The organism is Bacillus sp. FSL K6-0138 (assembly GCF_037982765.1).
GTDB classification, from domain to species: Bacteria; Bacillota; Bacilli; order Bacillales; family Bacillaceae; genus Bacillus; species Bacillus glycinifermentans.
Window position 1 is genome coordinate 2,909,648 of the sequence record NZ_CP150286.1, and the last position, 24,920, is coordinate 2,934,567.

The 24,920-nt window shown below is 48.4% G+C and carries 18 protein-coding genes; all 18 read right to left on the reverse strand.

The window, feature by feature from the left end; translation table 11 throughout:
• Positions 1–144: 144 nt before the first annotated feature.
• The 18 genes from MHB78_RS15490 to rsmH all read right to left on the reverse strand — a co-directional run bounded on the left by MHB78_RS15490 (position 145) and on the right by rsmH (position 24,871).
• A complete protein-coding gene (locus MHB78_RS15490; protein WP_046130720.1) occupies positions 145–4,449 on the reverse strand; it encodes a S8 family peptidase in 4,305 nt (1,434 codons plus the stop codon).
• Positions 4,450–4,646: 197 nt separating this feature from the next.
• On the reverse strand, positions 4,647–6,098 hold the full coding sequence (locus MHB78_RS15495; RefSeq protein WP_315956999.1) for a S8 family serine peptidase: 1,452 nt from the start codon (positions 6,096–6,098) through the stop codon (positions 4,647–4,649).
• 389 nt (positions 6,099–6,487) lie between these two features.
• The gene (gene ftsZ / locus MHB78_RS15500; protein ID WP_046130721.1) at positions 6,488–7,624 is read right to left on the reverse strand and encodes a cell division protein FtsZ; all 1,137 of its coding nucleotides are present in this window, start codon (positions 7,622–7,624) and stop codon (positions 6,488–6,490) included.
• A gap of 34 nt (positions 7,625–7,658) precedes the next feature.
• Positions 7,659–8,957 carry a cell division protein FtsA gene (ftsA, locus tag MHB78_RS15505; protein ID WP_046130722.1) on the reverse strand — a complete coding sequence of 433 codons (1,299 nt, stop codon included), beginning with the start codon at positions 8,955–8,957 and terminating at the stop codon, positions 7,659–7,661.
• Between the two features lie 184 nt (positions 8,958–9,141).
• A complete protein-coding gene (locus MHB78_RS15510) occupies positions 9,142–9,495 on the reverse strand; it encodes a small basic family protein (RefSeq protein ID WP_046130723.1) in 354 nt (117 codons plus the stop codon).
• Positions 9,495–10,181 (reverse strand): DUF881 domain-containing protein, encoded by a 687-nt coding sequence (locus tag MHB78_RS15515; RefSeq protein WP_231947487.1) that lies wholly within the window; start codon positions 10,179–10,181, stop codon positions 9,495–9,497. Before MHB78_RS15515 ends, MHB78_RS15510 begins: the two co-directional genes overlap by 1 nt.
• A gap of 63 nt (positions 10,182–10,244) precedes the next feature.
• Positions 10,245–10,937 (reverse strand): DUF881 domain-containing protein, encoded by a 693-nt coding sequence (locus MHB78_RS15520; protein WP_046130725.1) that lies wholly within the window; start codon positions 10,935–10,937, stop codon positions 10,245–10,247.
• Complete coding sequence (locus tag MHB78_RS15525) at positions 10,934–11,725, reverse strand: cell division protein FtsQ/DivIB (protein WP_046130726.1); 792 nt, start codon at positions 11,723–11,725, stop codon at positions 10,934–10,936. The genes MHB78_RS15520 and MHB78_RS15525 overlap by 4 nt, the downstream gene beginning before the upstream one ends.
• Positions 11,726–11,906: 181 nt before the next feature.
• Positions 11,907–12,818 carry a UDP-N-acetylmuramate dehydrogenase gene (murB, locus tag MHB78_RS15530; protein ID WP_046130727.1) on the reverse strand — a complete coding sequence of 304 codons (912 nt, stop codon included), beginning with the start codon at positions 12,816–12,818 and terminating at the stop codon, positions 11,907–11,909.
• A 28-nt stretch (positions 12,819–12,846) separates the two neighbouring features.
• Positions 12,847–13,944 carry an undecaprenyldiphospho-muramoylpentapeptide beta-N-acetylglucosaminyltransferase gene (murG, locus tag MHB78_RS15535; protein ID WP_046130728.1) on the reverse strand — a complete coding sequence of 366 codons (1,098 nt, stop codon included), beginning with the start codon at positions 13,942–13,944 and terminating at the stop codon, positions 12,847–12,849.
• 81 nt (positions 13,945–14,025) lie between these two features.
• Positions 14,026–15,126, reverse strand: coding sequence for a stage V sporulation protein E (gene spoVE, locus MHB78_RS15540; protein ID WP_046130729.1), 1,101 nt, complete (start codon positions 15,124–15,126; stop codon positions 14,026–14,028).
• Between the two features lie 54 nt (positions 15,127–15,180).
• Positions 15,181–16,536 carry a UDP-N-acetylmuramoyl-L-alanine--D-glutamate ligase gene (murD, locus tag MHB78_RS15545; protein WP_046130730.1) on the reverse strand — a complete coding sequence of 452 codons (1,356 nt, stop codon included), beginning with the start codon at positions 16,534–16,536 and terminating at the stop codon, positions 15,181–15,183.
• Positions 16,537–17,511 carry a phospho-N-acetylmuramoyl-pentapeptide-transferase gene (gene mraY / locus MHB78_RS15550; RefSeq protein WP_046130731.1) on the reverse strand — a complete coding sequence of 325 codons (975 nt, stop codon included), beginning with the start codon at positions 17,509–17,511 and terminating at the stop codon, positions 16,537–16,539. It abuts the gene before it with no gap.
• Positions 17,512–17,644: 133 nt separating this feature from the next.
• The gene (locus MHB78_RS15555) at positions 17,645–19,111 is read right to left on the reverse strand and encodes a UDP-N-acetylmuramoyl-L-alanyl-D-glutamate--2,6-diaminopimelate ligase (protein ID WP_046130732.1); all 1,467 of its coding nucleotides are present in this window, start codon (positions 19,109–19,111) and stop codon (positions 17,645–17,647) included.
• Between the two features lie 205 nt (positions 19,112–19,316).
• On the reverse strand, positions 19,317–21,239 hold the full coding sequence (locus MHB78_RS15560) for a stage V sporulation protein D (RefSeq protein WP_046130733.1): 1,923 nt from the start codon (positions 21,237–21,239) through the stop codon (positions 19,317–19,319).
• A gap of 150 nt (positions 21,240–21,389) precedes the next feature.
• On the reverse strand, positions 21,390–23,540 hold the full coding sequence (locus MHB78_RS15565; RefSeq protein ID WP_046130734.1) for a penicillin-binding protein: 2,151 nt from the start codon (positions 23,538–23,540) through the stop codon (positions 21,390–21,392).
• Between the two features lie 6 nt (positions 23,541–23,546).
• Positions 23,547–23,903: a cell division protein FtsL gene (gene ftsL, locus MHB78_RS15570; RefSeq protein ID WP_046130735.1), complete on the reverse strand. Its 357-nt coding sequence runs from the start codon at positions 23,901–23,903 to the stop codon at positions 23,547–23,549.
• A 29-nt stretch (positions 23,904–23,932) separates the two neighbouring features.
• Positions 23,933–24,871 carry a 16S rRNA (cytosine(1402)-N(4))-methyltransferase RsmH gene (rsmH, locus tag MHB78_RS15575; protein ID WP_046130736.1) on the reverse strand — a complete coding sequence of 313 codons (939 nt, stop codon included), beginning with the start codon at positions 24,869–24,871 and terminating at the stop codon, positions 23,933–23,935.
• Positions 24,872–24,920 lie beyond the last annotated feature (49 nt).

The following is a 24,920-nucleotide window of genomic DNA, read 5'->3' on the forward strand; positions in this document are numbered from 1 at the left end:
TTTCATAAGTATAAATCAAGCCCAAAGGGAAAGTCTGTCAATTAATGTTGCGCAGATGGTACATTTTTTGAGAAATTCATACCGAATTTGTCGATGACAAAAAGAAGAAGCGCTGTCGTCATCCGACAGCGCTTCACCTTTAATTTAAGGTTTTTCATTTATATACAGCTTGCCCTTTGCCGTTTTTCTTGCTTCATTCCCGTAATCATCGCGGACGATGACTTCGATTTCCGCTCCCTTTGCTTTTGAAGCCGAGGTGGCGGTCCAATAGCCTTCATACTTGCCCTTCGACACTTCTCTCAGCGGAAGTTCAGTCACGTTTTGCGCAGCTGTTTTTACGTTGGTCAGCGGCATCCTGATGACAAACACGGCATCCAAATCGGCGCTGCTTTCAAACTCGATTTTTACAGTTTCTCCCGTTTTCAGCTGCCGATCTTCATCCGGCTTTAAATTTGCAATGTTCGGCGCTTCAAAGTTTACATCGATCGTCCGTTTTTTGGTCGTTTTATTTCCCGCCGTGTCAGCCGCTGTCACTTTGATTTCGTTTTTCCCGTTGTCCAGGAGAATCCGGGCCGAATATTGGCCGTTTTCAACTGTTGCTTTTTTGCCGTTCACTTTCACCGAATCCAAATTATCGTCTGAGACGGTGCCTTTTACAGTTACGGTTTCTTTGTTAAGCTTCGATCCGTCTTCAGGCGAATCAATGGAAAGCCGCGGTTTTGTCTGGTCAAGTATGATCCGCACCGGAGATGAGGCATCCGTCGTTCCCGAAGCCGCGGAAGCTTTGGCGGTTATGACGTTTTCTCCTTTTTGAAGCTCGATTTCTTTTGAAAATGTGCCGTCTCCTGTTGTTTCTGCCGTTCCGATTTCTTCCTTGCCGTTAAACAGATGCACGGTCGTTGTCGGAGAAGACGTTCCTTCGATGACGACTTTTTTCTGATTGGTGACCAGTCCGTCTTTCGGCGATGTGATAACCGGGACTGATACCTCGTAGTCGACGAGGGCACGGATCATGAAATTGCCTTGTTCTGCAGGCGTTTTCGACCAGGCGCCGTCCGTAAATTGAAAGCTCCGTCCAGAGTATTCCCCGTCTTCGTCAGTGGCGAGGCCAGGGGAATGATCCATATCGTTCGTTTGGACATATACGAGATAAAAATCCTTCCCGACGATAATGCCCTCTTCGCTCAGATCAACCTCGGTCCAATCGCCGTTCCGCAGCGCTTCACCCTTGAACGGGCCGGCGATTTTTTTGCCCGGAGATCCTTTGTCGCCTGACGCATCATAGACTTCGACCGCAAAATCGGTGCCGCCCGGATCCGGAAAATCGGCTCCCCAAAATTTAAATCTACCGCCTTTCAGCATCGCTTTTTCCTGTCCTTTGTCAAGCGTCATTTTGACGGCGAACGCATTGCCTTTGTCATAAAAAGCATAAGCGTTTTCTGCGGTTCCGTCATCATAGCCGATTTCTCCCGGATAGCCGAGATAAGGGTCGAGCTCAATGTCTTTTGTGACATCGCCTTTTAAGTCAACCGTAAATTCGCTGCTGTAATACCCTTTCGCACCGACTTTTACCGTGTAGGAATTTTCGTAGGCCGTTAATGAATACTTGCCGTTTTCATCGGTTTGCACCGGTTTGACGGCCGCATCTTCAAGGATGTACAACTTTGCGTTTCGAACGGGTTCTCCGGTTTTTTTGTTTTTCACAGTCCCCGTGATCGTGCCTTTTTTCAATTCCTTCAGCACGAAGTCGGCGGCTGTCGTCTTATCAGCCTCAATGGTTACGGTTTGAGCGCTTGACTCATATCCGTACGCCTCGGCTTTCATCGTATACGTTCCCGGCGAATGAGCCATGCTGTATGATCCGTCAGCTTGGCTTGAGTATGTCGATTTTCCCGTTTCGAGCACGCTCACCTTTGCTCTGAGCGGAAGCACAGCCGGTAACGCTTTTCCGTTCTGCTGCCCGCGCACGATGGCATCAGCAGGTTTCGCTTTTTTCGGATCGATCGTCTGCTTTTTCGAATTTCTGTCCTTCATGCCCGCTGAACGTTTTTCAACGCCTAAGCGGCTTTTCTTGCCGACGCCTTTCGGTTCCTTGATGAGTTCGACATCATCGATGTAAAGGCCGTCTTTTGAAATGCTGTCGTCAGATTGAAGGTTAAACATGATTTTGATCTTCTGCCCCGCGTATTGTGACAGATCGATTTCTTCATCCATCCAATCAGGCGTCACGCCATTGAATTGAATGACCTGCACCCATTCTTCTTTACCTTCAGGCTGTATGAAAACGAAGCCGGAGTCAAAGTCCTCTTCAAATTCATGCCAGTACTTAAAATGAAGAAACAGCTTTTGATTTTTTGGCACGTAGACCGGAGGCATCAAAAGATTCATATTGGCTGAATCGTCATACGGCCCTGTCAAGTTTGTCGCGTATACCTGCTTGCCTGAGGCGGCTGATTTCGGACCTGATTCCGGGACTCCCTGCTGCCACGAGTTTTTTTCGCCGTAGCTTGACCATCCGAGCGCAGGCTTCTCAAAATCTTGTTTATAGCCGGTTGACACCGCCGGGGATATCGGTACTTCATATACGTCAGATTCCGTTTGATTTCCGCCGAAGTCCGTAACGATCCACTTATAGGTGAGGACTTTTCCTTCCAAAGAAGGAATGACCGCTTCATACGAACCTTTTTTATGGTCGCCGCTGATTCGCTTCGCATCTACCGTCTTCCAATCGGAAGAATCCGTTTTATAGCTCAGTTTGACCGAGATGATGCTGACGTCATCTTCTGCTTCGGCCGTAAACGGAATATCGGCGCCTGCAAATACCTCTTTCTGCGCTTCATGGCTTACGGACGGCGGCTTTTGGTCTTCCCCTTCTTTTCCGACTTTGCCTTCGGCTTTGCCGAGTCCTACCGTGACGGCTGATACCGCTTCATACGCATTGACGAGCCCGTGGCCGTACCCGTTGTTCGGTGATTCGGTAAATTTGCTGTCAGTCAAAGGTGTTGCCGTATCCATTAAAATCTGCTCAATTTCATCGACGGAAAGCGATGAATCTGCTTGTTTTAAAAGTGCTGCAACCGCCGAGACATGCGGCCCGGCCATTGAAGTGCCGTCCCAGCCGTCTTGATATCCGCTTCCCGGAACCGATGAACGAATGTTTACGCCGGGGGCGGTGATTTCGGGTTTTGTCTCATCATAAGGGGACGGACCAAGCAAAGAAAAGTCGCCCAGTTTCTTGTTGATGTCTGTCGCACCCGTTGCAAACGCCTCCGGATAGTTTGCCGGGTTTGCGATTGAAGCCGGGCCTCCCGGGTTAAAGAAATCGACATTGCCTGCGGAAAATTCAGGGAAAATGTCGGCGGCTCTCCACGCTTTAACCATGTCCCTGTACCATTCATCAAGACCGGCATTGCCTGCCCATGAATTATTGACGACATCCGGAGCCATTTCAGGGTGCGGATTCCCGTCTTTGTCCTTAGGCGCCAAAATCCATTCCCCCGCCTCGAGGAGATCCTCATCTGTTCCGCCATCCTCGGAAAAAGCTTTCACCGCAATCCATTTGGCTCCAGGCGCAACTCCGATCTGATTTTTGCCGCCGGGCTCTGAGCCGACCATTGTGCCTGTCACATGCGTTCCATGCTCAAGGTCGTCGTAAGGCTCTGATCTTCCGGCTGTTGCGTCAAACCAGTTGAATTCGTGATCTGGACTGTCAGGATGCGCCGGATCGTATCCGCGGTACTTTTCTTTAAGCGCCGGGTGATCCCACTGAACGCCCGTATCGATGGAAGCGACAACGGTTCCACTTCCGTCATACCCTGCCTCCCATGCTTTCGGAGCGCCGATTTGATCAATGTTCCATTCGATACCGTCACTGGCCTGGACCGATTTTTTGCTGACGGACTTGTTGACCGGTTTGATCAGGTGCCTCGTTTCATTCGGAAGCACTTTTTCGACTTCCGGAAAGGAAGCCACCTGCTCCATCACGTCTTTTGTCGCCTTGACCGCCATTCCGTTCACGATGTAAAATGAGCGAATATCTTTTGCTTTGCCTTTTTTCGCTTGCTTTTTTAAATAGCTTTGAAGATGGCTTTGCGTCTCATCCGCTTTGATTCTTAATGACGAAACAATTGCTGAGCGTTTTTGATATTCCGCTTTCACCGAGCTCAAAGATTTCGATTTTGCTTTCTTTTCCGCCTGTTTCGCGACTTTTTGCGTGTCGACTTGATCTTTCATTTTAATCAAAAACGTGACTTGATCTTCTTTTTTGAATTGTTTGACAAGAGATGACGAAATTTTTTTCTTGATGGAAGCATTTTGTTTTGCTTGTTCTTTGTAAGAAGTGAGCGGTGATGCCGATTCTGCGGCAGAAGCGGCGGGCATCAGCATAGATGCGGCCAGAAGCCCGCTTAACATGGAGCAGAAGGCCTTCTTTTTCAGCTTTCTTTTCAAATGAAATCCCCCTTTTTCAATTAAAATGGGTAAAAGCAGACATCCCCCTCTCGTTTGTAATGTTTTGTCTGACCGGGTTGTTCCTTTAAATATAGTAAATATTGGTTTATTTTTTTGTCGTTATTTGTCATGGCTTTTTAAAATTAGTTAAAAAAAGACAAAACCGGTAAAAGGTTTTGTCTTTTTTGAGAAGATATTTATTTCTTGGCCTCTTTGAACGCTTTTAGCGCATCGACCAATCCGTATCCATACCCGTTGTTAGGCGAACTTTTAAACGTTTCGTCCGTCAGAGGCTTCGCCGTTTTCCGCAAAATGCGCTCGATTTCATCAACGGTGATGTTCGGATCGGCTTGCCTCATTAATGCAACAACGCCTGAAACATGCGGAGTTGCCATCGATGTGCCGTCCATGGTTGCGTATCTGTGTCCCGGATAAGCTGAGCGGATGCTCACGCCGGGAGCGGAAAGGTCCGGTTTGACTTCATCGTATGGAGATGGCCCCTGCAATGAAAAATCGGCTAAAGTATTCGTACTGTCAACCGCTCCGATTGCAAAAGATTCCGGATAGTTGGAAGGATTTTCGACAGATCCTGGTCCGCCCGGCTCGGTTTCGCTCACATTCCCAGCTGCAAATACCGGGAAAATATCCGCCGCACGCCAAGCCTTCACCATGTCGCGATACCATTCATTAAGCCCGCGTTCGCCGGCCCAGGAATTATTGACGACATCCGGAGCTTTTTCAGGGTGCGGTTTCCCTTTTGCATCTTTCGGCGCCAAAATCCATTCGCCCGCTTCTAAAAGGTCTTTTTCACTTCCGCCCTCTTGTGAAAAAGCTTTGACAGCGATCCATTTCGCAGTAGGTGCAACACCGATCTGGTTTTTTCCGCCTGATTCTGATCCGACCATCGTTCCGGTCACGTGTGTGCCGTGGCCGAGATCGTCGTATGGCGTTTTTTTATTGCTTGTGGCGTCAAACCAGTTATATTCGTTGTTCGGGCTGTTCGGCTTTGAAGGATTATATCCGCGGTATTTTTTCTTTAATGCCGGATGATCCCATTCAACGCCGGTATCGATCAATGCGACGACAGTTCCTTTGCCTTTATACCGTTTTTTCCAGACATCAGGTGCATGCACTTGCTTGATGTTTGCCGCTGCCCCGGAAGATGAAGCTTTCGACGTTGTATCGATTGCGGCTTTTTCCGTTTCGCTCAATTTGATCGTTTGATTTGGAAGCACCTTCTCCACTTCTGGAAACGCCGCTATTTTTTCCATCACTTCTTTTGTAGCCGTAACCGCCATTCCATTTACGATATAAAATGATTCCACCTGCGATGCGGCACCTTTTTTCGTTTGTGTCTGCAAATACGTTTTCAAGTCTTTTTGCGTGTTTTCGGCTTTTGTCTTTAAAGAGGTGAGAACCGCCGAACGTTTGAGCTCTTTTACCCTTTTCTTAGTCATAATGCTCGCCTTGGCATTCGTCTCTGCCACTCGTGCGGTTTGCTGCGGATTGGCCTGATCTTTCATTTTAATTAAAAATGTGACCTTTTCGTGTGATTCAAAGTCCTTGTAAAGAGAGTCTGATATTTTATTATGTCCTTTCACGTCTTTCCCCGCTGTGCCGCCGTCGGCTTGAACAGCCCCGGGCACCAGCAGTGCACCGATAATTGCCGCGCACGTCAATGTGCGATATATTGGCTTTTTCTTCAACTGGCATCCTCCTTTTACATTGCGAATCTAGTCGCGATTTGCCGCTTCTTGCATTTCTATGTCTAGAAAAAAGAAGGCATCTATAATGTAAAAGAAAAAGCTCGTAGATTTTGTCGGTTTTTGTCACCGTGCTGCAATTGATCGATAAATTGATACTTTTTACGCATCCGCATTTTTACGGTATAGTCCGCCGTACTTGCCGGCGTTGCGTGATTTTAGGCAGAAAGGCAGTGTTGAGCGGCAAGCCTTTTGTTCTAGTTGTTTCGGGGGAATTCAATGGAGTTTCAATTTTAAAAGGCTGCTGAACGGATCAGCAGCCTCTTGTTTATTCATTAGCGTTTATTGCGGTTTCTCAAGAAAGTCGGGATGTCAAGCGTATCCTCGGCAGGCTGGGATTGGCTGCGGTGAGGCATGCTGACCTGTTCGTCGCGCTTCGGTTCGCGCTTCGGAGCTGGCTGATGCTGTTTAAAGCCTTGGTTTAAAGGTCTGTTCTGCGGCTTTGCTGAATCCGGCTCCTGTTCGATAAACCCGGTCGCAATAACGGTTACGACAATCTCGTCTTTTAAGTTTTCATTGATGACAGATCCGAAGATCATGTTGACGTCCTGATCTGACGCAGCAGCGACGATATCAGCTGCTTCCTGCACTTCATACAGGCTCAGGTTCGTTCCGCCCGTGATGTTCATGAGGACGCCTTGTGCGCCGTCAATCGCCGTTTCAAGAAGCGGGCTGGAAACGGCTTTTTTAGCGGCTTCGGCAGCGCGGTTTTCGCCTGTGGCGATACCGATACCCATCAGTGCAGATCCCTTGTTTGACATGATCGTTTTGACATCGGCGAAGTCAAGGTTGATCAGTCCCGGTGTTGCAATCAGGTCTGAAATGCCCTGAACACCTTGGCGGAGGACGTTATCCGCTTCGCGGAACGCTTCAAGCATCGGTGTATTTTTATCAACGATCTCAAGAAGTCTGTCATTCGGGATGACGATCAAAGTGTCGACCGATTCCTTCATTGCCGAAATGCCGCCTGCAGCTTGAAGCTGTCTTTTTCTTCCTTCAAACGTAAACGGTCTTGTCACGACGCCGACAGTCAGAGCGCCGAGGTCTTTGGCGATTTGAGCGATAACCGGTGCGGCTCCTGTTCCTGTTCCTCCGCCCATTCCGGCTGTAACGAACACCATGTCAGCGCCTTTTAACGCTTCTTCGATTTGTTCTTTGCTTTCCTCTGCCGCTTTTTTGCCGACTTCCGGATTGGCACCGGCGCCGAGGCCGCGCGTCAGCTTCGCGCCGATCTGCATTTTCGTTTCCGCTTTTGAAAGGTTAAGGGCTTGAGCATCGGTGTTGACCGCGATAAACTCGACTCCCTGAACGTCATTTTCGATCATCCGATTGACGGCATTGTTTCCGCCGCCACCTACTCCAATTACTTTAATCGATGCTAAGCCGTCTATATTTGTTTCAAACTCTAACATGCTATATCCTCCTAATCCGTCGAATGACTAATCTCTATTCCCAAAAGAAGTTAAATATTTTCTTCATTTTGCTTTGCTTTTTCTCAGGTTGAGCCTGCTGCTTGGATTTTGGCTTCGGACGCTGCTGCACTTCTTTCTGGTGAGTTGCCGCGACTTCCTGAACCGCTTCCGCCGGCATTTTAAAGCCTACTTTTCTGCCTTGGATTTTTGCGTTCCGGTATGCGAATTGGATGAGCCCGACCCCTGTCATGTATTGGGGCTCCCTCACGCCGATATAATTCGGGCTAGCCACTCTGACGTTGTTTTGAAGAACTTCCTGTGCGAGGCTGAGGACACCCGGCATTCCCGCCTGTCCGCCCGTAAGGACGAACCCGCCGGGCAATTCTTTAATCCCCATGCTCCGAAGCTCTTCCGCCACAAACAAAAAGATTTCCTCGAGCCTGGCTTCGATGATGTCAGCCACTTCCCGCTGGGTAAACGTCTGTTTTTGGTCTGTCCCGATCACGGCGACCTCGAATGCTTCCTCGTCTGACGCCTCTTCGTAGAAAGCATGTCCAAACTGTTTTTTCACCCTCTCAGCCTCATCCGTAGACGTGCGGAGACCGATCGAAATGTCCTTCGTAATGTTTTCGCCCCCGAGCGGAACGACGCGGGTTGCGAGCAGATGGCCGTTTTCAAATACGGCAACCGTCGTCGAGCCGCCACCGATATCGATTAAAGCCACCCCGAGGTTTTTTTCGTCCTTCGATAAAGCGACAGATCCGGCAGCCAGCGGCTGCAGGCATATATCCGTAATTTCAATTCCCGCCCGTTCCACGCAGCGGAGCAGGTTATGTAGAATCGTTTTTGAACCGGTGATCAGCGAGCCTTCAACTTCAAGGCGGACGCCGAGCATCTTCTTCGGATCTGTTATGTCGCCTCTTCCGTCAACGATAAATTGCCGCGGAATCACATCGACAATCAGCTGTTCTGGAGGGATGGAAACGACTTGGGCCGCCTCCATGACCCGGCGTACATCTTCAACGTGTATCTCCTTGTTTTCGCTTGAAACCGCCACAACCCCGTTCGTATCCTGGATATGGATGTAGTTGCCGTTAACGCCGACAATGGCGTGTCTCAGCGGAAAACCTATCATTCTTTCAGCTTGTTCAAACGCTTTTTTTATAGAATGAACCGTTTCATCTATATCAACGATTGATCCTTTTTTCAGCCCCTCTGAGGGAACATTTCCGACTCCGATAATGTTAAGCGATTCATCTGACATTTCACCGACGATCACTTTTATATTGGACGTACCGATGTCTAGACTGACGTAAAGTTCATTGTTGTTCATTCTATGGCACCTCCTCACATTTCAGTCAATTCTATTCTATTATTTGCCGAACAACAATACAATGAATCTGGTTTTACAAGTGTGTAACAATAAATAACGAACCAACACGCTTCTGTTTAGTTTTTAGGATTACTGTGAATATTCGTTATATCCTATGTATATCCTTTTTTAAATCCGATTTTTTTTATTTTTTTCTCCTTGTGGCCGTCCATTTGGCGAGCAATATTCTTCTGATGACCGCTATGTTTTGAAACAGTCTGACGCCAAATGCGAACATGCCGACTAAATACAAGTCTACACCAAGATGAACGCCCAGAAAAGCCAAACTTATCGCGAGAATGATGTTGAAAAAAAAGCCCGACACAAAAACTAGTTCATCGTATACACATTGTAAATGGGCCCTTATTCCCCCGATCAGCGTATCAAGCGATGCGAGAATGGCTAAAGACAAATAATTCGAGTACTCTTCCGGAATTGTTAAGTTCGTGCTGAACCCGATGGCAATTCCGAGCAAAAGCCCTAAAACCGGAAGCCACATTAGGAATTCTCTCCTTTTGATTTTTCGAGCGGTTTCAATGGTGCCACTTGCATTTGACCGTCGTAAGCCTTGATTTTGATGCGTTTTTCAGGTCTGTTGATTTGCAAATCCAGATTTTCTCCCGCAAAAAGATCTTGAAGGGATGAAGCATTCATTCGGCTATATAGTTTATCGGCGTCTTTCCCAATGACTTTTACTGTTATCGGATAGTTGTCCAATGGATAACCGTCTATTTTCGTCGTTCCATTGATGTCTCTGATCACGGTCGTATTGACAACCCTCCTGTCATTGATGGAAATGTCCTCCGCCTCATACATGTTTAATTCATTGATCAGCTTTTTCAAAAGATCAGGGGGCGGGTTTTTGAGGGGCTCTCCCGTTAATTCATCGGAGAACAGCCGGGAGATCGTGATCGTGATGCCGCTGCCGGTGACATCGGTGAAGCCGGCCTGTTTTTTTAAGTGCTGAAGGGTGTCATTCAGCGCTTTTGTCCGCGAATGGTCTTCCTCCCGGCTGTACGTGCCGAGCATGTTTTCGTATTTGTCGATTTCGCCGATCAATTCAAGCTGCTTTTTCTGTTCCTTTTTTAAATCCTCGCGAAGCTGCCAAATATCCCTTGTGTCGCGGACTTCTGGCTCCTTCAAGGAATTAAACTGTACGGCCAGCATGATCCCGAATATGAGCATCAAAGCGCTTAAACTGACGAAACGATCGTGTTTTTTCAAGATCCGCCCACCAACTTTTCTTCTTCATTCCCCTTGTTTCAAAAGAGGCTCCATCTCGATTTTATCTTTTTTCTCGATGCTGACTGAAACATGGTCACGGGTCAGCTGGTCGACGATGCCTCCCTCTATGTTCAGCGCAGAGAACAGCACGTCTGCCTCCCCGATGGCCGAAACGACAAACGGAGCCGGATGCTGGGTGCCGTCAACCGTGATGACCGGTCCGTTGCAGGAAATATAGGAATGATGCGTCACGCGCTGTCCGTTAATCGATACAGCGGCCGCGCCTGAGATCCACAATTCATTCAGCAGGCGGAAAATGTGGCTTTCATGAACAATATAATTGTTTACATTCTCCCCTTCCGGCACATATGATGAATCTTTCAGCGTGACTTCAATGCCTTTTCCCTGAACGCCGATTTCGCCGACAAACATTCTGTATCTTTCAACATCTTCAACAATGTTGTAGTATTCCTTTTTCTCGTTTTTGAGCGATGCCTCTGTTTTTTGTACTTCCTGCTGTTTCTTGTATAATTCCTTTTCCAGCGCTTTGTTCTGCTTTTCCTCCGTTATCAGCCGGTCGCGGAGGGAATATTCCGTTTTCCAGTCTTCTGCGGCTTCTCCGCGGCCTTTGTTTTCTTTTGTGAACTGGTAGGAAAAAGACAAAAGGAAACCCAATACGAGCATGGCAAGTGAGAGGTTGACCGTATGTCTCTTCAACGTCCGTCTTCCTTCTTGCTGTCTTTGGACTTCTTTTGCAGAGATTCGAAGTACGCCGCAACTTCCAAATGGATGATGCCTTTTTCTCCTTTTGGAAGCTGGCTGACGATGGCGGGATAGTTCTTCATATTCTTCGCAAACGTTTTAATTGAAGCCGTGACGATGTAGCCGTCATTCATATAAAGCCTGACAAGCCAAGGGTTTGATTTTTGAGGGGCGTAGTCGATCTCAGAAATCGAATCCTTTACTGAATCAGGGAGTTTGTCAAGCTGTTTGGCCATTTGAACGAGCTTTTTGTCCTCCGTCCAGCCGTTCAATATCGGTCCGTTGTCAGTCGGCGTCACTTCTTCAGGGAGGACCGTCCCGTTTTCAAGCACCGAGTAATACACATTATGCTTTTGCAAAAACGCGATACTCTTATATTCTTCGATCGAGATTGCGATTTTGTTGGGCAGCTTTTTTGATACTTCGGCTTTTTTTATTAATTTATTTTCCTCCAGCCTTTTTTCGGTTTTTTCTTTACTGAGGCTCCAGAATTCCGTCTGCCCTTTATAGATTTGGGACTGTGAAATGACGTCGTCTGCCGGAACGTTTTGATTGCCTTTGATCTCGACTTCGGATACCTTGCTGATCGGGGTCTGAAGGTAGATGATGATCAGCATCATCGTAAAAAAAAGCAGAATAAATGTGATCAGCCGGCGGTTCGCCTTTTGCTTTCTCTGTTCTTTGATTTTTGGAATCCGCTCTTCTATATTTACTACTTTTTCCTTATCAATACCGGGTTTCACGTTGGGCTCACCTCAGGTTCAATCAAGCAGACAAAAAAACTTTTATTTGCTTATATTTATTCGGGAAGAAGACGCTAAGTCTCCAAACCTTGAAAATGAAAAACTTCCGTTAGCGAAACAAACGACATACTAAAGATGCCGTTTGTTTTTGTTACATTATATCATAAGGCGGTCTTGTCGTTTACCGTTTTTCTCCGACGATTTCAACTTCCGTGTGCATGTCGATATCGTATTTTTCTTTAATCGTTTTTTGGATAAACGCAATCAAATCAAGAACGTCTTTTGCGGTTGCGCCGCCTGCGTTGACGATGAAGTTGCCGTGCATTTCGGAAACCTTTGCTCCGCCGATCTGATGCCCTTTCAGCCCGGCCTGTTCAACGAGTCTTCCGGCGTGATCCGGGAGGGGATTTCTGAAGATGCTTCCGGCGCAAGGGTTTGAGACAGGCTGCGTTTCCTTCCGGTAGTCTTTGTTTTTTTGCATTTGTGCGACGATCGCGTCGCGCTCTTTTTGTTCGAGCTGCAGAACCGCTTCAAGGCAAATGCCCGGCCGCTTGTTCTGCAGGATTGATGTGCGGTAGCTGAATTCCATCTCTTCGTTCGTCAGCCATTCCATCGTCCCGTCTTCAAAGAGAATTAAAGCTTTAACCAAAATCCGGCTGATATCTGAGCCGTGGGCGCCGGCGTTCATGTACACCGCTCCCCCGACAGATCCCGGAATGCCTGATGCAAATTCAAGGCCTGAAAGCCCTTTTTTGCTGATGCCAGTAGACAGCCGCACGACGGAATAGCCTCCGCCGACCGTCACCTGCTCGCCGTCGATTTCCATATGATCGAGCCCTGCTCCGAGCTTGATGACGACGCCCCTAATGCCTTCATCAAGAACGAGAAGGTTTGAGCCTCTGCCGATCGCCCTCCATTGGACGCCATGCTTTTTCACGACTTCCATCGTATCCCGGACGGCCTGAATGTCCTTTGGAATGACGAGACAATCGGCAGGGCCGCCGATTTTAATCGTCGTATGATTTGCGAGCGGTTCATTTTCCAGAACTTTGCCGACTTGAAGATCTTTTAATTCTTGTATCACCTTATCCATCGAAAAACCTCCAAAAACTCTTATAAACTTATTTCGCTTGCTTTAGTTCATTCAATACTTGATACAAACGCTGGGCAGCGTCTGGAACACCGAGGGACTTTGTACGCTCGCTCATCTCTTGTAACGTTTTTTCGTCTTGTAAAATATGATCGATCGCCTGAATGAGCCGCTGTCCATTAAGCTCTGATTCTTTCAAAACGACTGCGGCGTTCCGGTCGCCGAGCGAGCGCGCATTGACTTCCTGGTGGTTGGCCGTAACATACGGGCTCGGAATCAGGACGCTCGGAATGCCGAGCGCGGTGATTTCGGCGATGGTCGTCGCACCGGCCCGCGCCACGATGACATCCAGCGCTTTTAAATATTCCGGCATTTGATGCAAAAACGGTTTGACGGCCATATTTTCGGCCGCGCCCTGTTTATTTAGCTCTTCCGTTACTTTATCATAGTGAACTTCCCCTGTAACATAAAGAACCTGATAATCCCGTGTTTTGAGCTCCTGCTGCATGCCGATCACAGCTTTGTTGATCGGAGCGGCGCCGCGGCTTCCTCCGAATATGAGAACCGTTTTCTTGTTTTCCTGAAGCCCGAGGGACTTGAGAGACTGGGCCCCTTTTATTGAGACGACTTCAGAGGCCCTCGGGTTTCCGGTGAATACAACTTTTTCAGCCGGAAAATGTGCTTTTGCCTCTTCAAAACAAATGGCTACCTTATCAACATATTTGGATAAAAATTTATTGGTGAGTCCCGGAAGGCTGTTCTGCTCGTGTATGATCGTCGGAATTCCCAATTTCGAAGCGGCATATACGACCGGTCCGCACACGTAGCCGCCCGTTCCGATCACCGCATCGGGCTTAAAGCGTTTTAGCTCCTTCTTGCACTCCTTGACTCCTTTTAAAAACCGCATCACCGTTTTGACGTTTTCAAATGAAAGCTTTCGTTTAAAGCCCGTGATATCAATCGCTTTAAAAGGGATGTTTTCCCGCTCGACGATATTTTTCTCAAGGCCCTTCTCTGTTCCGATGTACAAAAACTCCACGTCGGGATGGTGCTGTTTGACTTCTTTAATAAATGCGAGGGCGGGATAGATATGTCCGCCCGTTCCGCCTCCGCTTACAACGATCCGCATCTGGTTTCCCCCTCATTTCTTATGTACATGACGATAACCCTGCTTTTTCGAACAGGGTTATCCGGCAAAACGATGTTGACGCTAATATCTTGAATACCTGCTGACATTGAGCAGCACGCCGACCGCCATCAGCATCAGGGTAAGCGATGACCCTCCGTAGCTTAGGAACGGGAGGGTAATGCCTGTTACAGGAATCAATCCGGTGACGACTCCGATATTGATCATCACCTGGATCGCGATCATCGAAATGACTCCGACAGCGACGAAGCTGCCGTATAAATCGGGCGCGCCCAACGCGATTCTGATGCCTCTCCATAAAAGGACGCTGAAGAGCAGCAGAATGAGCGATCCTCCGATAAATCCGAGCTCTTCCGACAGAATCGCAAAAATAAAGTCCGTCTGCGGCTCAGGGAGATAAAAGAATTTCTGTCTGCTCTGGCCGAGTCCGAGGCCAAAAAGTCCGCCCGGGCCGACCGCGTAAAGCGACTGAATGATCTGAAAGCCGCTTCCTAAAGGGTCTTCCCACGGGTTTAAGTAAGACGTAATCCTTTTGATCCGGTATGGGGCCGACAGGACGAGGGCGGCAAAGCCGCTAAGGCCGATCAGACCGAGAAACACAAAGTGCGAAATCCTCGCCCCGGCCACAAAGATCATGACGATGCACGTGCCGACCATGACCGTTCCCGTTCCGAGGTCAGGCTGCATCATGATGATGAGAAACGCGGAAAAGACAATCCCGAGCGCCGGCACAAAGCCTTTTCTGAACGATGTGATGTTCTTTTGCCTTTCCGATAAAAACTTGGCTAAAAACGCGATCATCGCAAGCTTCATAAATTCGGACGGCTGAATGCTGAACGCGCCGACGCCGATCCAGCTCCGCGATCCGTTCCGCTCCATGCCGATCCCCGGAATGAGAACGATGACCAAGAGAAAAAAACAAACGATAATCAGGATTTTCGCATACGTCCTCCACGTCCAGTAGTCGACGTTCATAATGAAAAACATGGCGATGATCCCGATGCCGGCAAACAACAGCTGCCGTTTGGCAAAGAAAAAGGAATCGTCATATTTGTATGTCGCCCATACCGCGCTGGCGCTGTATACCATGATGAGCCCGATTGTTAACAGTAATAACGTAATGATAACCAGTAAAAAATCCGGTGACGTTTTTTTTGTTTGCAAAGCCGAACACCCCAAGCTTCATTTCTTTGGGCTTTCAGACTAAAAGACAAGCCCTTATTTAAGCATATGCACGGCGTTTACAAACATGTCACCACGTTCTTCAAATGTTTTGTACTGATCCCAGCTTGCGCATGCCGGTGACAGAAGAATGACATCTCCTTCGTCTGACAGGCTGAACGCCGCAGATGCTGCTTGTTCAACATTATCGACACGTTTAACCTGTTGTATTCCCAAATCCTCAGCCAGCTTCTCAAACTTCGGCGCTGTTTCGCCGAATGTGATGATCGCTTTAACCGAGGACATGTGCGGCTTTAATTCGTCAAATTCGTTTCCGCGGTCAAGCCCCCCCGCAAGCAAAATCACCGGTTTTTCAAAGGAAGACAGCGCCTTTTTCGTCGCGAGGATGTTCGTCGCTTTGCTGTCATTGTAAAACGTTCTGTTTTGAATCGTGGCCACGTACTGCATTCTGTGCTTAACCCCTGTAAAGCTCGTCAGCACCCGGCGGATCGCCTCATTGGAAACTCCCGCCGTTTTGACGATGCACACCGCGGCCAAAATGTTCTCAAGATTGTGCTCGCCCGGCAGCACGACATCTTTCAGCGGCATGACCTGCTGATCGTTAAACATGATGATTCCGTCTTTGACACATGCTCCGTGTTCAAGCTCTTGTCTGACAGAGAAGCAGACCTTTTCCCCTTTTGAACACTCGGCGAGCCTCACAACGGTATCATCGTCCAAATTGACAACGGCAACGTCTGTTTCCGATTGATTTCGGTATATCTGCTGCTTGGCAAGCTCGTAATTCTCCCGTGAATGGTGATAATCAAGGTGGGCGTCAAATACGTTTAATAATAAACCGATTTTCGGCCTGAATTGATGCGTCCCCATCAATTGAAAAGAGGAAAGCTCTGTAACGATCCATTCGTCCCCTTTCGCCCGGTTAGCCACATCGCTCGCAGCCGTTCCGATATTTCCCGCAACAAGCGCTTTTTTGGAATCGGCTTTCAGCATTTCATAAACAAGCGTTGTCGTTGTCGTTTTTCCGTTTGAACCTGTAATGCCGATGAACGGCGCATCGGTCAGATGATAGGCGAGCTCGACTTCCGTCCAGACGGGAATGTTTCTTTTCATCGCTTCCTCGACCATCGGGTTTTCATAGCGAATGCCCGGATTTTTGATCAGGATGCTGATGGAATGGAGGTCGAACAGCTCCGTCGGATGGGAGCCGCAGATGACTTCGACCCCTTTTTCGGCAAGAATCTGGGCCTCCTCGTTTTCTTCAAAAGGCTTTTGGTCGTTCACCACAACGTGTACGCCTCTTTCATGCAGGATCGAAGCAGCCGCATATCCGCTTTTTGCCAGTCCCAAAACAAGGACGTTTTGATTTTGTAATAAATCTTGAGTATCCACTTATAACCACACCTCGATGTATATTCCTAAGACGGCAAGCAGAAGACCCGCTGTCCAAAATGTGACGACAACTCTCCACTCCGACCAGCCCACAAGCTCATAGTGATGATGAAGCGGGCTCATTTTAAAGATTCGTTTACCTGTCGTTTTAAACGAGATTACCTGCAAGATGACAGAAAGGGTTTCGATGACGAATACACCGCCGATGATCACGAGCAGAATTTCGAGCTTCGTTAAAATCGCAACCGTCACGATCGCGCCCCCAAGGGCAAGCGATCCCGTATCTCCCATGAAGACCTTCGCAGGATGTGCGTTGAAGACAAGGAAGCCTAAAACAGCCCCGACGACGGCAACCGAGAAAATCGCGACATCGTATTGCGACTGATTCCATGCCAAAATTGCAAATGCTCCGAAAGCAATCGCCGCTGTCCCGGACAAAAGCCCGTCAAGCCCGTCTGTCAAGTTGACGGCGTTTGAGCCGCCCACAAGCATAAAGATCACAAGGATCGGATAAACAAAGCCGAGATCAAACGATACGTCCGTGCCCGGAATGCGGATGTCCGTCGGCAGCCCTTGAGCATAATAGACGGCGTAGAACACGGCGGCAATCACGATTTGCCCGATGAGCTTTTGCTTTGACGTAAGGCCGAGGTTCCGCTTCATCGCAACTTTTATATAATCATCCAAAAAGCCGAGCAGTCCGTACCCAACCGTAACGAACAGCAGCATGAACATATTCATGCTGACTTCGGAAAATTTGATCGTCATGGCAATCGTTGTGATGATGATCGATATGATGATCATCACGCCGCCCATCGTCGGCGTACCCGATTTTTTCTGGTGGGACTTCGGCCCTTCCTCGCGGATGCTCTGACCGAATTTCAGCCTTCTTAAAAACGGGATGAACACCGGAGACAAAACAACGCTGATTAAAAAGCCGATGATGATCGTAAACAAAATCACTTGTTCAAGCATTGTTTTCCTCTCCTTCCCCGATTTTTAAGAAACAGCATACGCATTTATCATATTCACCGTTTTTTTTCATATGTTGATTTATTTTGAACGCATCCATCACTTTAACAACTCTTTCCTCTAGATCTTTTTCGTTTTATTTCAGCTCAAGAACAGCTCGTTTCGCCACTTCGGCATCGTCAAAGTCGAAGGTCTCGCCGCCGATTTGCTGATAGGTTTCATGGCCTTTGCCGGCGATGAGGACTACGTCGCCTTTTTTGGCGTTTGCGATTGCAAAAAAGATCGCCTGCTCGCGGTTGACGATGCTGTGATAATAAGCGCCTTTGACCCCTTCTTCCATGTCTCGCAAAATCGCGAGCGGATCCTCGCTTCTCGGGTTATCGGCTGTAAAGACCGGCTCATCCGCCAATTCAGCCGCGATTTTCGCCATTTTCGGGCGCTTTGTCTTATCGCGGTCGCCCCCGCAGCCGACGACGACAAACAGCTTCCCTTCCGTCAGGCCCCTGCACGTGTTCAGGACGTTTTCAAGGCTGTCCGGCGTATGGGCGTAGTCGACGATCACCGGAAAGTCCTGTCCTGCATCAACGAGTTCAAATCTTCCTCTCACGCCCTTCAAACCCTTAATCGCTTCGACAATCACGGAAAACGGAATATCCGCAGCAAAGCCGATCGCTGCCGCCGTCAGCACGTTATACACGTTAAACCGGCCGACGAGCGGGATCGTCACCCGTTCCGTCCCTTTCGGCGTCACGAGATCAAAGGTTGTCCCTTTCGGGGCCATCTCGATATTGTCTGCCATGATATCGGCACGATTGGAGATTCCGTAAGTCAGAAGATGGGCTGACGTGACCTGGGCAAAGTATTCTGAAGCAGGATCATCTGCATTTAAAACGGCCCACTTCGGATGTTCGTGGTTAAAAGAACCGCCGAGCTGTGAAAAAAGAAGGCTTTTCGCATGCTTGTATTCGTCCATTGTCTGATGATAATCGAGGTGATCCTGCGTCAGGTTGGTAAAAGCGGCGATATCGTAATCACAGCCGTGCACCCGGCCCATATGAAGAGCGTGTGAAGAAACTTCCATAATGGCTGTATCCACTTCGCGGTCAACCATTTTTTTGAACGTTTTTTGGAGAGTTACGCTTTCAGGCGTCGTATTTTTCACATCGAATGTCTCATCGTTGATCTTCGTATACATCGTGCCGATCAAACCCGTCTTGCAGCCCGCTTTCCTGAAGATTTCTTCAGCCATGTGGGACGTCGACGTCTTCCCGTTCGTGCCGGTGATGCCGACGAGTCTGAGCCGCTTGGTCGGCTGGCCGTAGAAGGCATCGGAAAGCACGGCAAGCGCCCTTTTCGAACGGCGGACGATAATCACGGGAACATCGGCATCGACCTGCCTTTCGGCCACGATCGCCGCCGCTCCTTTTTCAGCCGCCTGCCGGGCGTAATCGTGCCCGTCGACTGTATATCCTTTTATACAAACAAAAAGACTTCCTGTCTTGACTTCCCTTGAATCCATTTCGATCGAAGTAATGTCAGGGTCTTCTTGTCCTTTATAGGAAGGTTCGTTTTTTAAGTATGTAAGAAGCTTCGTTAATTTCATTGTATCAAACCTCTCGCGTTCTATTGGATCTCATTCGCTGTCCCGTTTTTTTACGGTTTGCGCCCACTTAAGGTGCGCCAGACATACAGTTCATATTTTAGCGCAAAAAAGAGGAGACATCCAGCTAATCCTTTAAAATCTATGCATTTTTTGAAAAACGGGCAACCGCTGAGAAAGCCGGCTGCCGTTTTTGTCTATCGTTATATCAATCTTGGTCGTCAAGATATATGCGGATGGTCGAACCCTCTTTTACCTTCTCGCCCGGTTTCGGGGATTGCTGAACGACGACGTCCCCTTTCCCCGACGCTTTCAGGTTGAGATTGATAAGCAGCGGTTCAAGCTCTGTCACAGACAGCCCTATAAGGTTCGGGACTTCCACAAGTTTTTTGTCCAGCCACTGGTACTTGCGTTCGATTTGGTCTTTCCGCTTTTCGATGCCGAGCTGCGGGAGGCTGTCTCTCATAATATTGCCGACGATCGGAGCCGCGACGGTACCCCCGAATTGAATCGTTCCTTTCGGATTATCGACGGCAACGTAGACGACGATGCTCGGATCGTCAGAAGGCGCAGTGCCGATAAACGAAACGATATGGTTGTTTTTCAAGTATTTTCCGTCTTTTACTTTTTGCGCGGTACCCGTTTTGCCGCCGACGCGGTAGCCGTCGACAAACGCATTCCGCCCCGTCCCTTGGGCGACGACGCTCTCGAGCGCATAGCGGATTTGTTTGGACGTTTCTTCAGAGATGACCTTCTTTTTCGGCATCGGCGTCTGTTTTTTGACGGTTTGTTTTGTGACTGGATCGATCCATTCTTTCGCGATGTACGGCGTATACAGTGTTCCTCCGTTGACCGCCGCTGATACGGCTGCCACCTGCTGAATCGGCGTCACTGATACACCCTGCCCAAAGGCTGTTGTCGCCTGTTCGACGGGGCCGACGCGGTCAAGCGGGAACAAAATGCCTGTACCTTCCCCCTGAAGGTCGATCCCGGTTTTTTTGCCAAAGCCGAAATCTTTAATGTAGCTGAACAGTTTTTCCTTGCCGAGCCGCTGGCCCAGCTCGACAAAGCCCGGGTTGCACGAATTTTGGACAACTTCGAGAAACGACTGCGATCCGTGCCCGCCCCGCTTCCAGCATTTCAGCCTCGCCCCGTCCACTTCAACAGATCCTTTATCATAGAAATGATCTTTCTGCAGATTGACCTTTTGTTCTTCAAGGGCTGCCGCAAGCGTAATGATCTTAAATGTCGACCCCGGTTCGTATGTACTCCATACCGGCAAATTCCGGTTATAGATTTTCGGATCGACAGATTTATAGTTTGCCGGATCAAAATCCGGCCTGCTCACCATCGCCAAAATCTCGCCGTTTTTCGGATTCATCGCCACGCCGACCATCCCGTCCGGGTTGTATTTGGCTTCAGCGATGTCAAACTCGCGCTCCATGATCGTCTGCACCCGCGAATCGATCGTCAGCTTCATATCGAGACCGTCTTTTGGCGGCGTATAGTCATCAGCTTCACCCGGCATTCTTTTTCCCTTTGCATCAGAATAAAACTTCACATAGCCTTTTTCGCCCTTCAGATCGTCATCGTAAAACGCTTCAAGTCCAAGCAGCCCCTGGTTGTCGATCCCCGCAAAACCGAGGACATGGGACAGATAGCTGCCGAACGGGTAATGACGGATGCTGTCTTCTGCGATATAAACGCCTTTTAAATTCAAATCCCTGACTTCTTTTGCTTTTTCGTGGGATATTTTCCGACCTTCCGGATTGATCCTTTCAATGGAAGTTTTTTTCGTCACGTGTTTGTACGCTTTTTCCTCTGACATATTCAATACATTGGCCAGCAGTTTGCTCGTTCTGATGGGGTTGTCGACTTGCTTCGGGACGACCAAAACAGACGGCGCGCTTTGATTTGTCGCAAGCTTGACCCCGTTCCGGTCAAGAATTTCCCCGCGTTCCGGTTCAAAGGGGAGATTCCGGCTCCACGAATCCTTTGCCAAAGACGTCAGCTTATCTCCCAGCACAAATTGAACATATCCAAGCCTTGTATCGATAATCAAAAAGATGATCACGCCAAAAATCAGAACAAAGATTAAACGTTTTCTGACAGTCACATTAGAAACGCGCAAGAGACCGTTCACTCCTTATATAGGCTTGTTTCATTTTATGCCTTGGAGCGTTTTGATAGAACGGCCTCGTTTTCTCTATTTTCAGGCCAGGCGCCGCCTCTTGCAATATAGAAGGCTATCGACCTTAGCCGACAGCCTTTTAGATTTGCTTTAAGTGTTTTTTAAAGTCACTTTTATGACTGTTTTCGTTTTTAATGTCTTGCCTTTTTTCACGCTTTGACCTGTCACATACCCCTGTCCGCTCGTTTCGAAGTGAATCCCCGAAACCGAAGCGAAGCGGAGGACGTCGCGTTTTGACCAGCCCGTCATGTCAGGCATCGTGATCTTCCCGTCTGCTCTTAAGAATACCCGTTCATTCGGGAGCACTTCTTCGCCTGCTTTCGGGTACTGTTCTTTCACGGCCATTTCGTCGCCGACCACAACCGGATCAAGGCCTTCCTCTTTCGCCTCTTTTACCGCAGACTCTGTTCGTTTGCCTGTCAGCTCAGGCATCGATATTTCCTTGTCCTGGTCTTTTTCGCCGTCCTTCTTGCTGCTCGACGGCGTGATATTTAAGTAGTGAAGACTGTTTTTCATAACCGGATTGAAAATCTTTGCAACAGGTGCTGATCCCGTTTCGGTATTTTTCAGCTTCGGCTGCTGGACCGCGACATAGATCAACAGTTTCGGATCGTCCTTCGGCGCCATTCCCATGAAGGAGAACACGTAGTTGTCCTTTCCGGTTAAATATTTGCCGTCAGGGCCTGCGATCTGCGCCGTTCCCGTTTTTCCGGCGACATCAAACCCTTCGATCTGATACGGCTGCCCCGTCCCTTTTTTGGAGGTGACGACTTTACCGAGAAGATCGCGCACTTCTTTCGCCGTTTTTGCGGAAATCGGCTGGCCGACCTGCTTCGGTTTATTTTGCAGAACCGTTTTCTTGTCATCCGGATCAACGATATGATCGATCACATACGGCTTCATCATCTTTCCGTTGTTGGCGATCGCTGTCGCAGCCTGGAGCTGCTGGATCGGCGTTACCGCTGAACTTTGACCAAAAGCAGTTGATACTTTATCCCGCAAATATTCAAAGTTGATTTTGCTGGACGCTTCTCCAGGCAAATCGATGCCTGTTTTATCATAAAAATGAAACTTCCTTAAATACTGGTTGAAGCGGTCGGTTCCCAGCTTTTCGTTGGCAAGGATCGCAAAGGCGACGTTTGAAGAGCGTTCAACACCTTCATTAAACGTGATCGTTCCCCAGCCGTTGCCGTTGTTGTGGTCTTTAATCGGCTTATCCTTTTTGGAGACCGAATAGCTGCCCGACTTGTACCAGTCCCCTCCGTTATAGACGCCTTCTTCGATCGCGGCCGCCAGGGTGAAGATCTTCATCGTCGAGCCCGGCTCAAAGCTGTAGGAGATCAGGTCGTTGTAATAGTTGGTGACATCCCGCTTGTTCGGGTCAAAGCTCGGCCTTTGCCCCATCGCAAGCACCTTGCCCGTTTTCGGGTCGACGACCGCCGCCATGATTTTCTTCGGCTGATACTCCTTCTGAACCGTCGTCATGCTGTCTTCCAAAAAGGCTTGAATCTTCTGGTCGACCGTCAAGTACACGTTGTCTCCGTTATTAGGCGCTGTCACTTTTTCGCCGCTGTTCGGCAGGCGCCATCCAGACCTGTCCGTGTCATATGTGACATAGCCGTCCGTGTCCTTCAAATAGTCGTTCAGCGTTTTTTCGAGGCCCATCATGCCTTTCATTTCGCCCGTTTTTTCATTCACCTGAGAGTAGCCGATCAGGTTGGAAGCGAAAATTCCGTTCGGATAATATCGTTTTGTATCGCGGATAAAGGCGATGCCCGGGAGGTTGAGCTTTTCGATTTTTTCTTTTTGGCTGTATGAAATGTCGCGGCCGGCTGCGCCGAATTCGACTTGGAACCCTTTTTTATTGAGGATGTCGAGTATTTTCCCTTCATCCATTCCTAGGATCGGCGCGAGCTTTTTCGCCGTTTCTTCCTTGTTGACGACATGTTGAGGGTGTTTTATATCCACTGTCATCTTTTTATCCAAAATCGCGATCACCTTATAGGTCGAGGTGTCCTCTGCCAGCACTTTTCCGTTTTGGTCAAGGATCGATCCTCTATGCGCTTCGATCATCCGTTTTTTTTCATACTTTTCTTTCGCCTTGACGGCAAGAACTTCCCCGTTGACTTTGCCTGTCGCTTGAATAAAGGCGAATCTTCCTAAAATGACAAAGAAAAAGAGGGCAAAACAAATACTAAGTATTGCCGCTCCTCTGTTCATAAATTTATTCTTTTTCGGCATTTTGCATCATTCCTGTATGTTTTTCACTTTTTTGTCTGTTAAATGAAGGCCTTTTTTCCGTGCGATTTTTATGATCCGTTCAGGTTCCTTCAGTTCATCTGCCGTCTTTTTGAGGTCATCAACTCTATTGCCTTCCGTTTCAACCTTTTTTTCGAGTTTTTGGATTTCGATATTCGTCTGATACGCAGCGAACGCTCTTGAAATCATAAAGAGCGAACCGCCGAGAACAGCCAGGGCGAACAGGACGATCAGCACCTTTTCCCCCAATGTAATCGATGCCCTTCTCCGGATGACAACGGATTTTTCCGGGCTTTGCTGTGTCTGTCTTTGCTGTTTTTCCGCTTGATAAGCTAAATTGCTCATAGACTGATGACCTCCTTTTTATTCATCGCTCATTCTCGTGCTTTTTCCGCGATGCGCAGCTTCGCTGAACGGGCGCGGTTATTGTTTTCAAGCTCCTCTTTCGATGGAGTAATCGGCTTTTTATTGACTAATTTTAATTTCGGTTCAAACTCCTCTGGAATCACCGGCAATCCGTGAGGCAGTTCAGGCAGTGAAGACATTTCTTTAAACGTCGTTTTGCAGATCCGGTCCTCCAGCGAGTGGAATGTGATGACAGACACCCTTCCTCCCGGTTTGAGAACGTCAACCGCCTGTATAAGCGCTTCTTCAAATACCTTCAGCTCATCGTTTACCGCAATCCGGATCGCCTGGAAAATCCGCTTGGCAGGATGGCCGCCGCTTCGTCTTGCGGGTGCCGGAATTGCTTCCTTAATGATATCGACAAGCTGACCTGTCGTTTGAATAGGCGATTTGTCTCTTGCCTCTTCGATTTTTCTGGCAATCTGTTTGCTGAACTTTTCTTCGCCGTATTTGAAGAAAATTCTGACCAGATCCTCGTAGCGCCACTCATTGACGACTTCTTTCGCCGAAAGGCTTGCGGATTGATCCATACGCATATCGAGCGGGGCATCATGATGATAGCTGAATCCCCTTTCAGGCGTGTCCAGCTGAGGAGATGAGACGCCCAAATCAAATAAAACACCGTCCACCTTTGTGATGCCGATTTCGTTTAGACGGTCTTTTAAATACCGAAAATTACTTTTTATGAAAGTCACTTTCCCTTCATCATCCGCCAGTTTTTCCTGCGCATGGCGGAGCGCTGTATCATCCTGATCAAAAGCGATTAATCTGCCGTCTTTTGACAGTTTGGAAAGCAAATATGCGCTGTGTCCTGCACCGCCTAACGTGCAGTCTACATATGTACCGTCCTCTTTTACGTTTAAACCGTCAACTGTTTCCTTTAATAGTACTGTTGTATGCTGAAACATTTCTAACTTGTCCCACCTTTTTTTCAAATGAACTGGCTGTGAGCGTTGC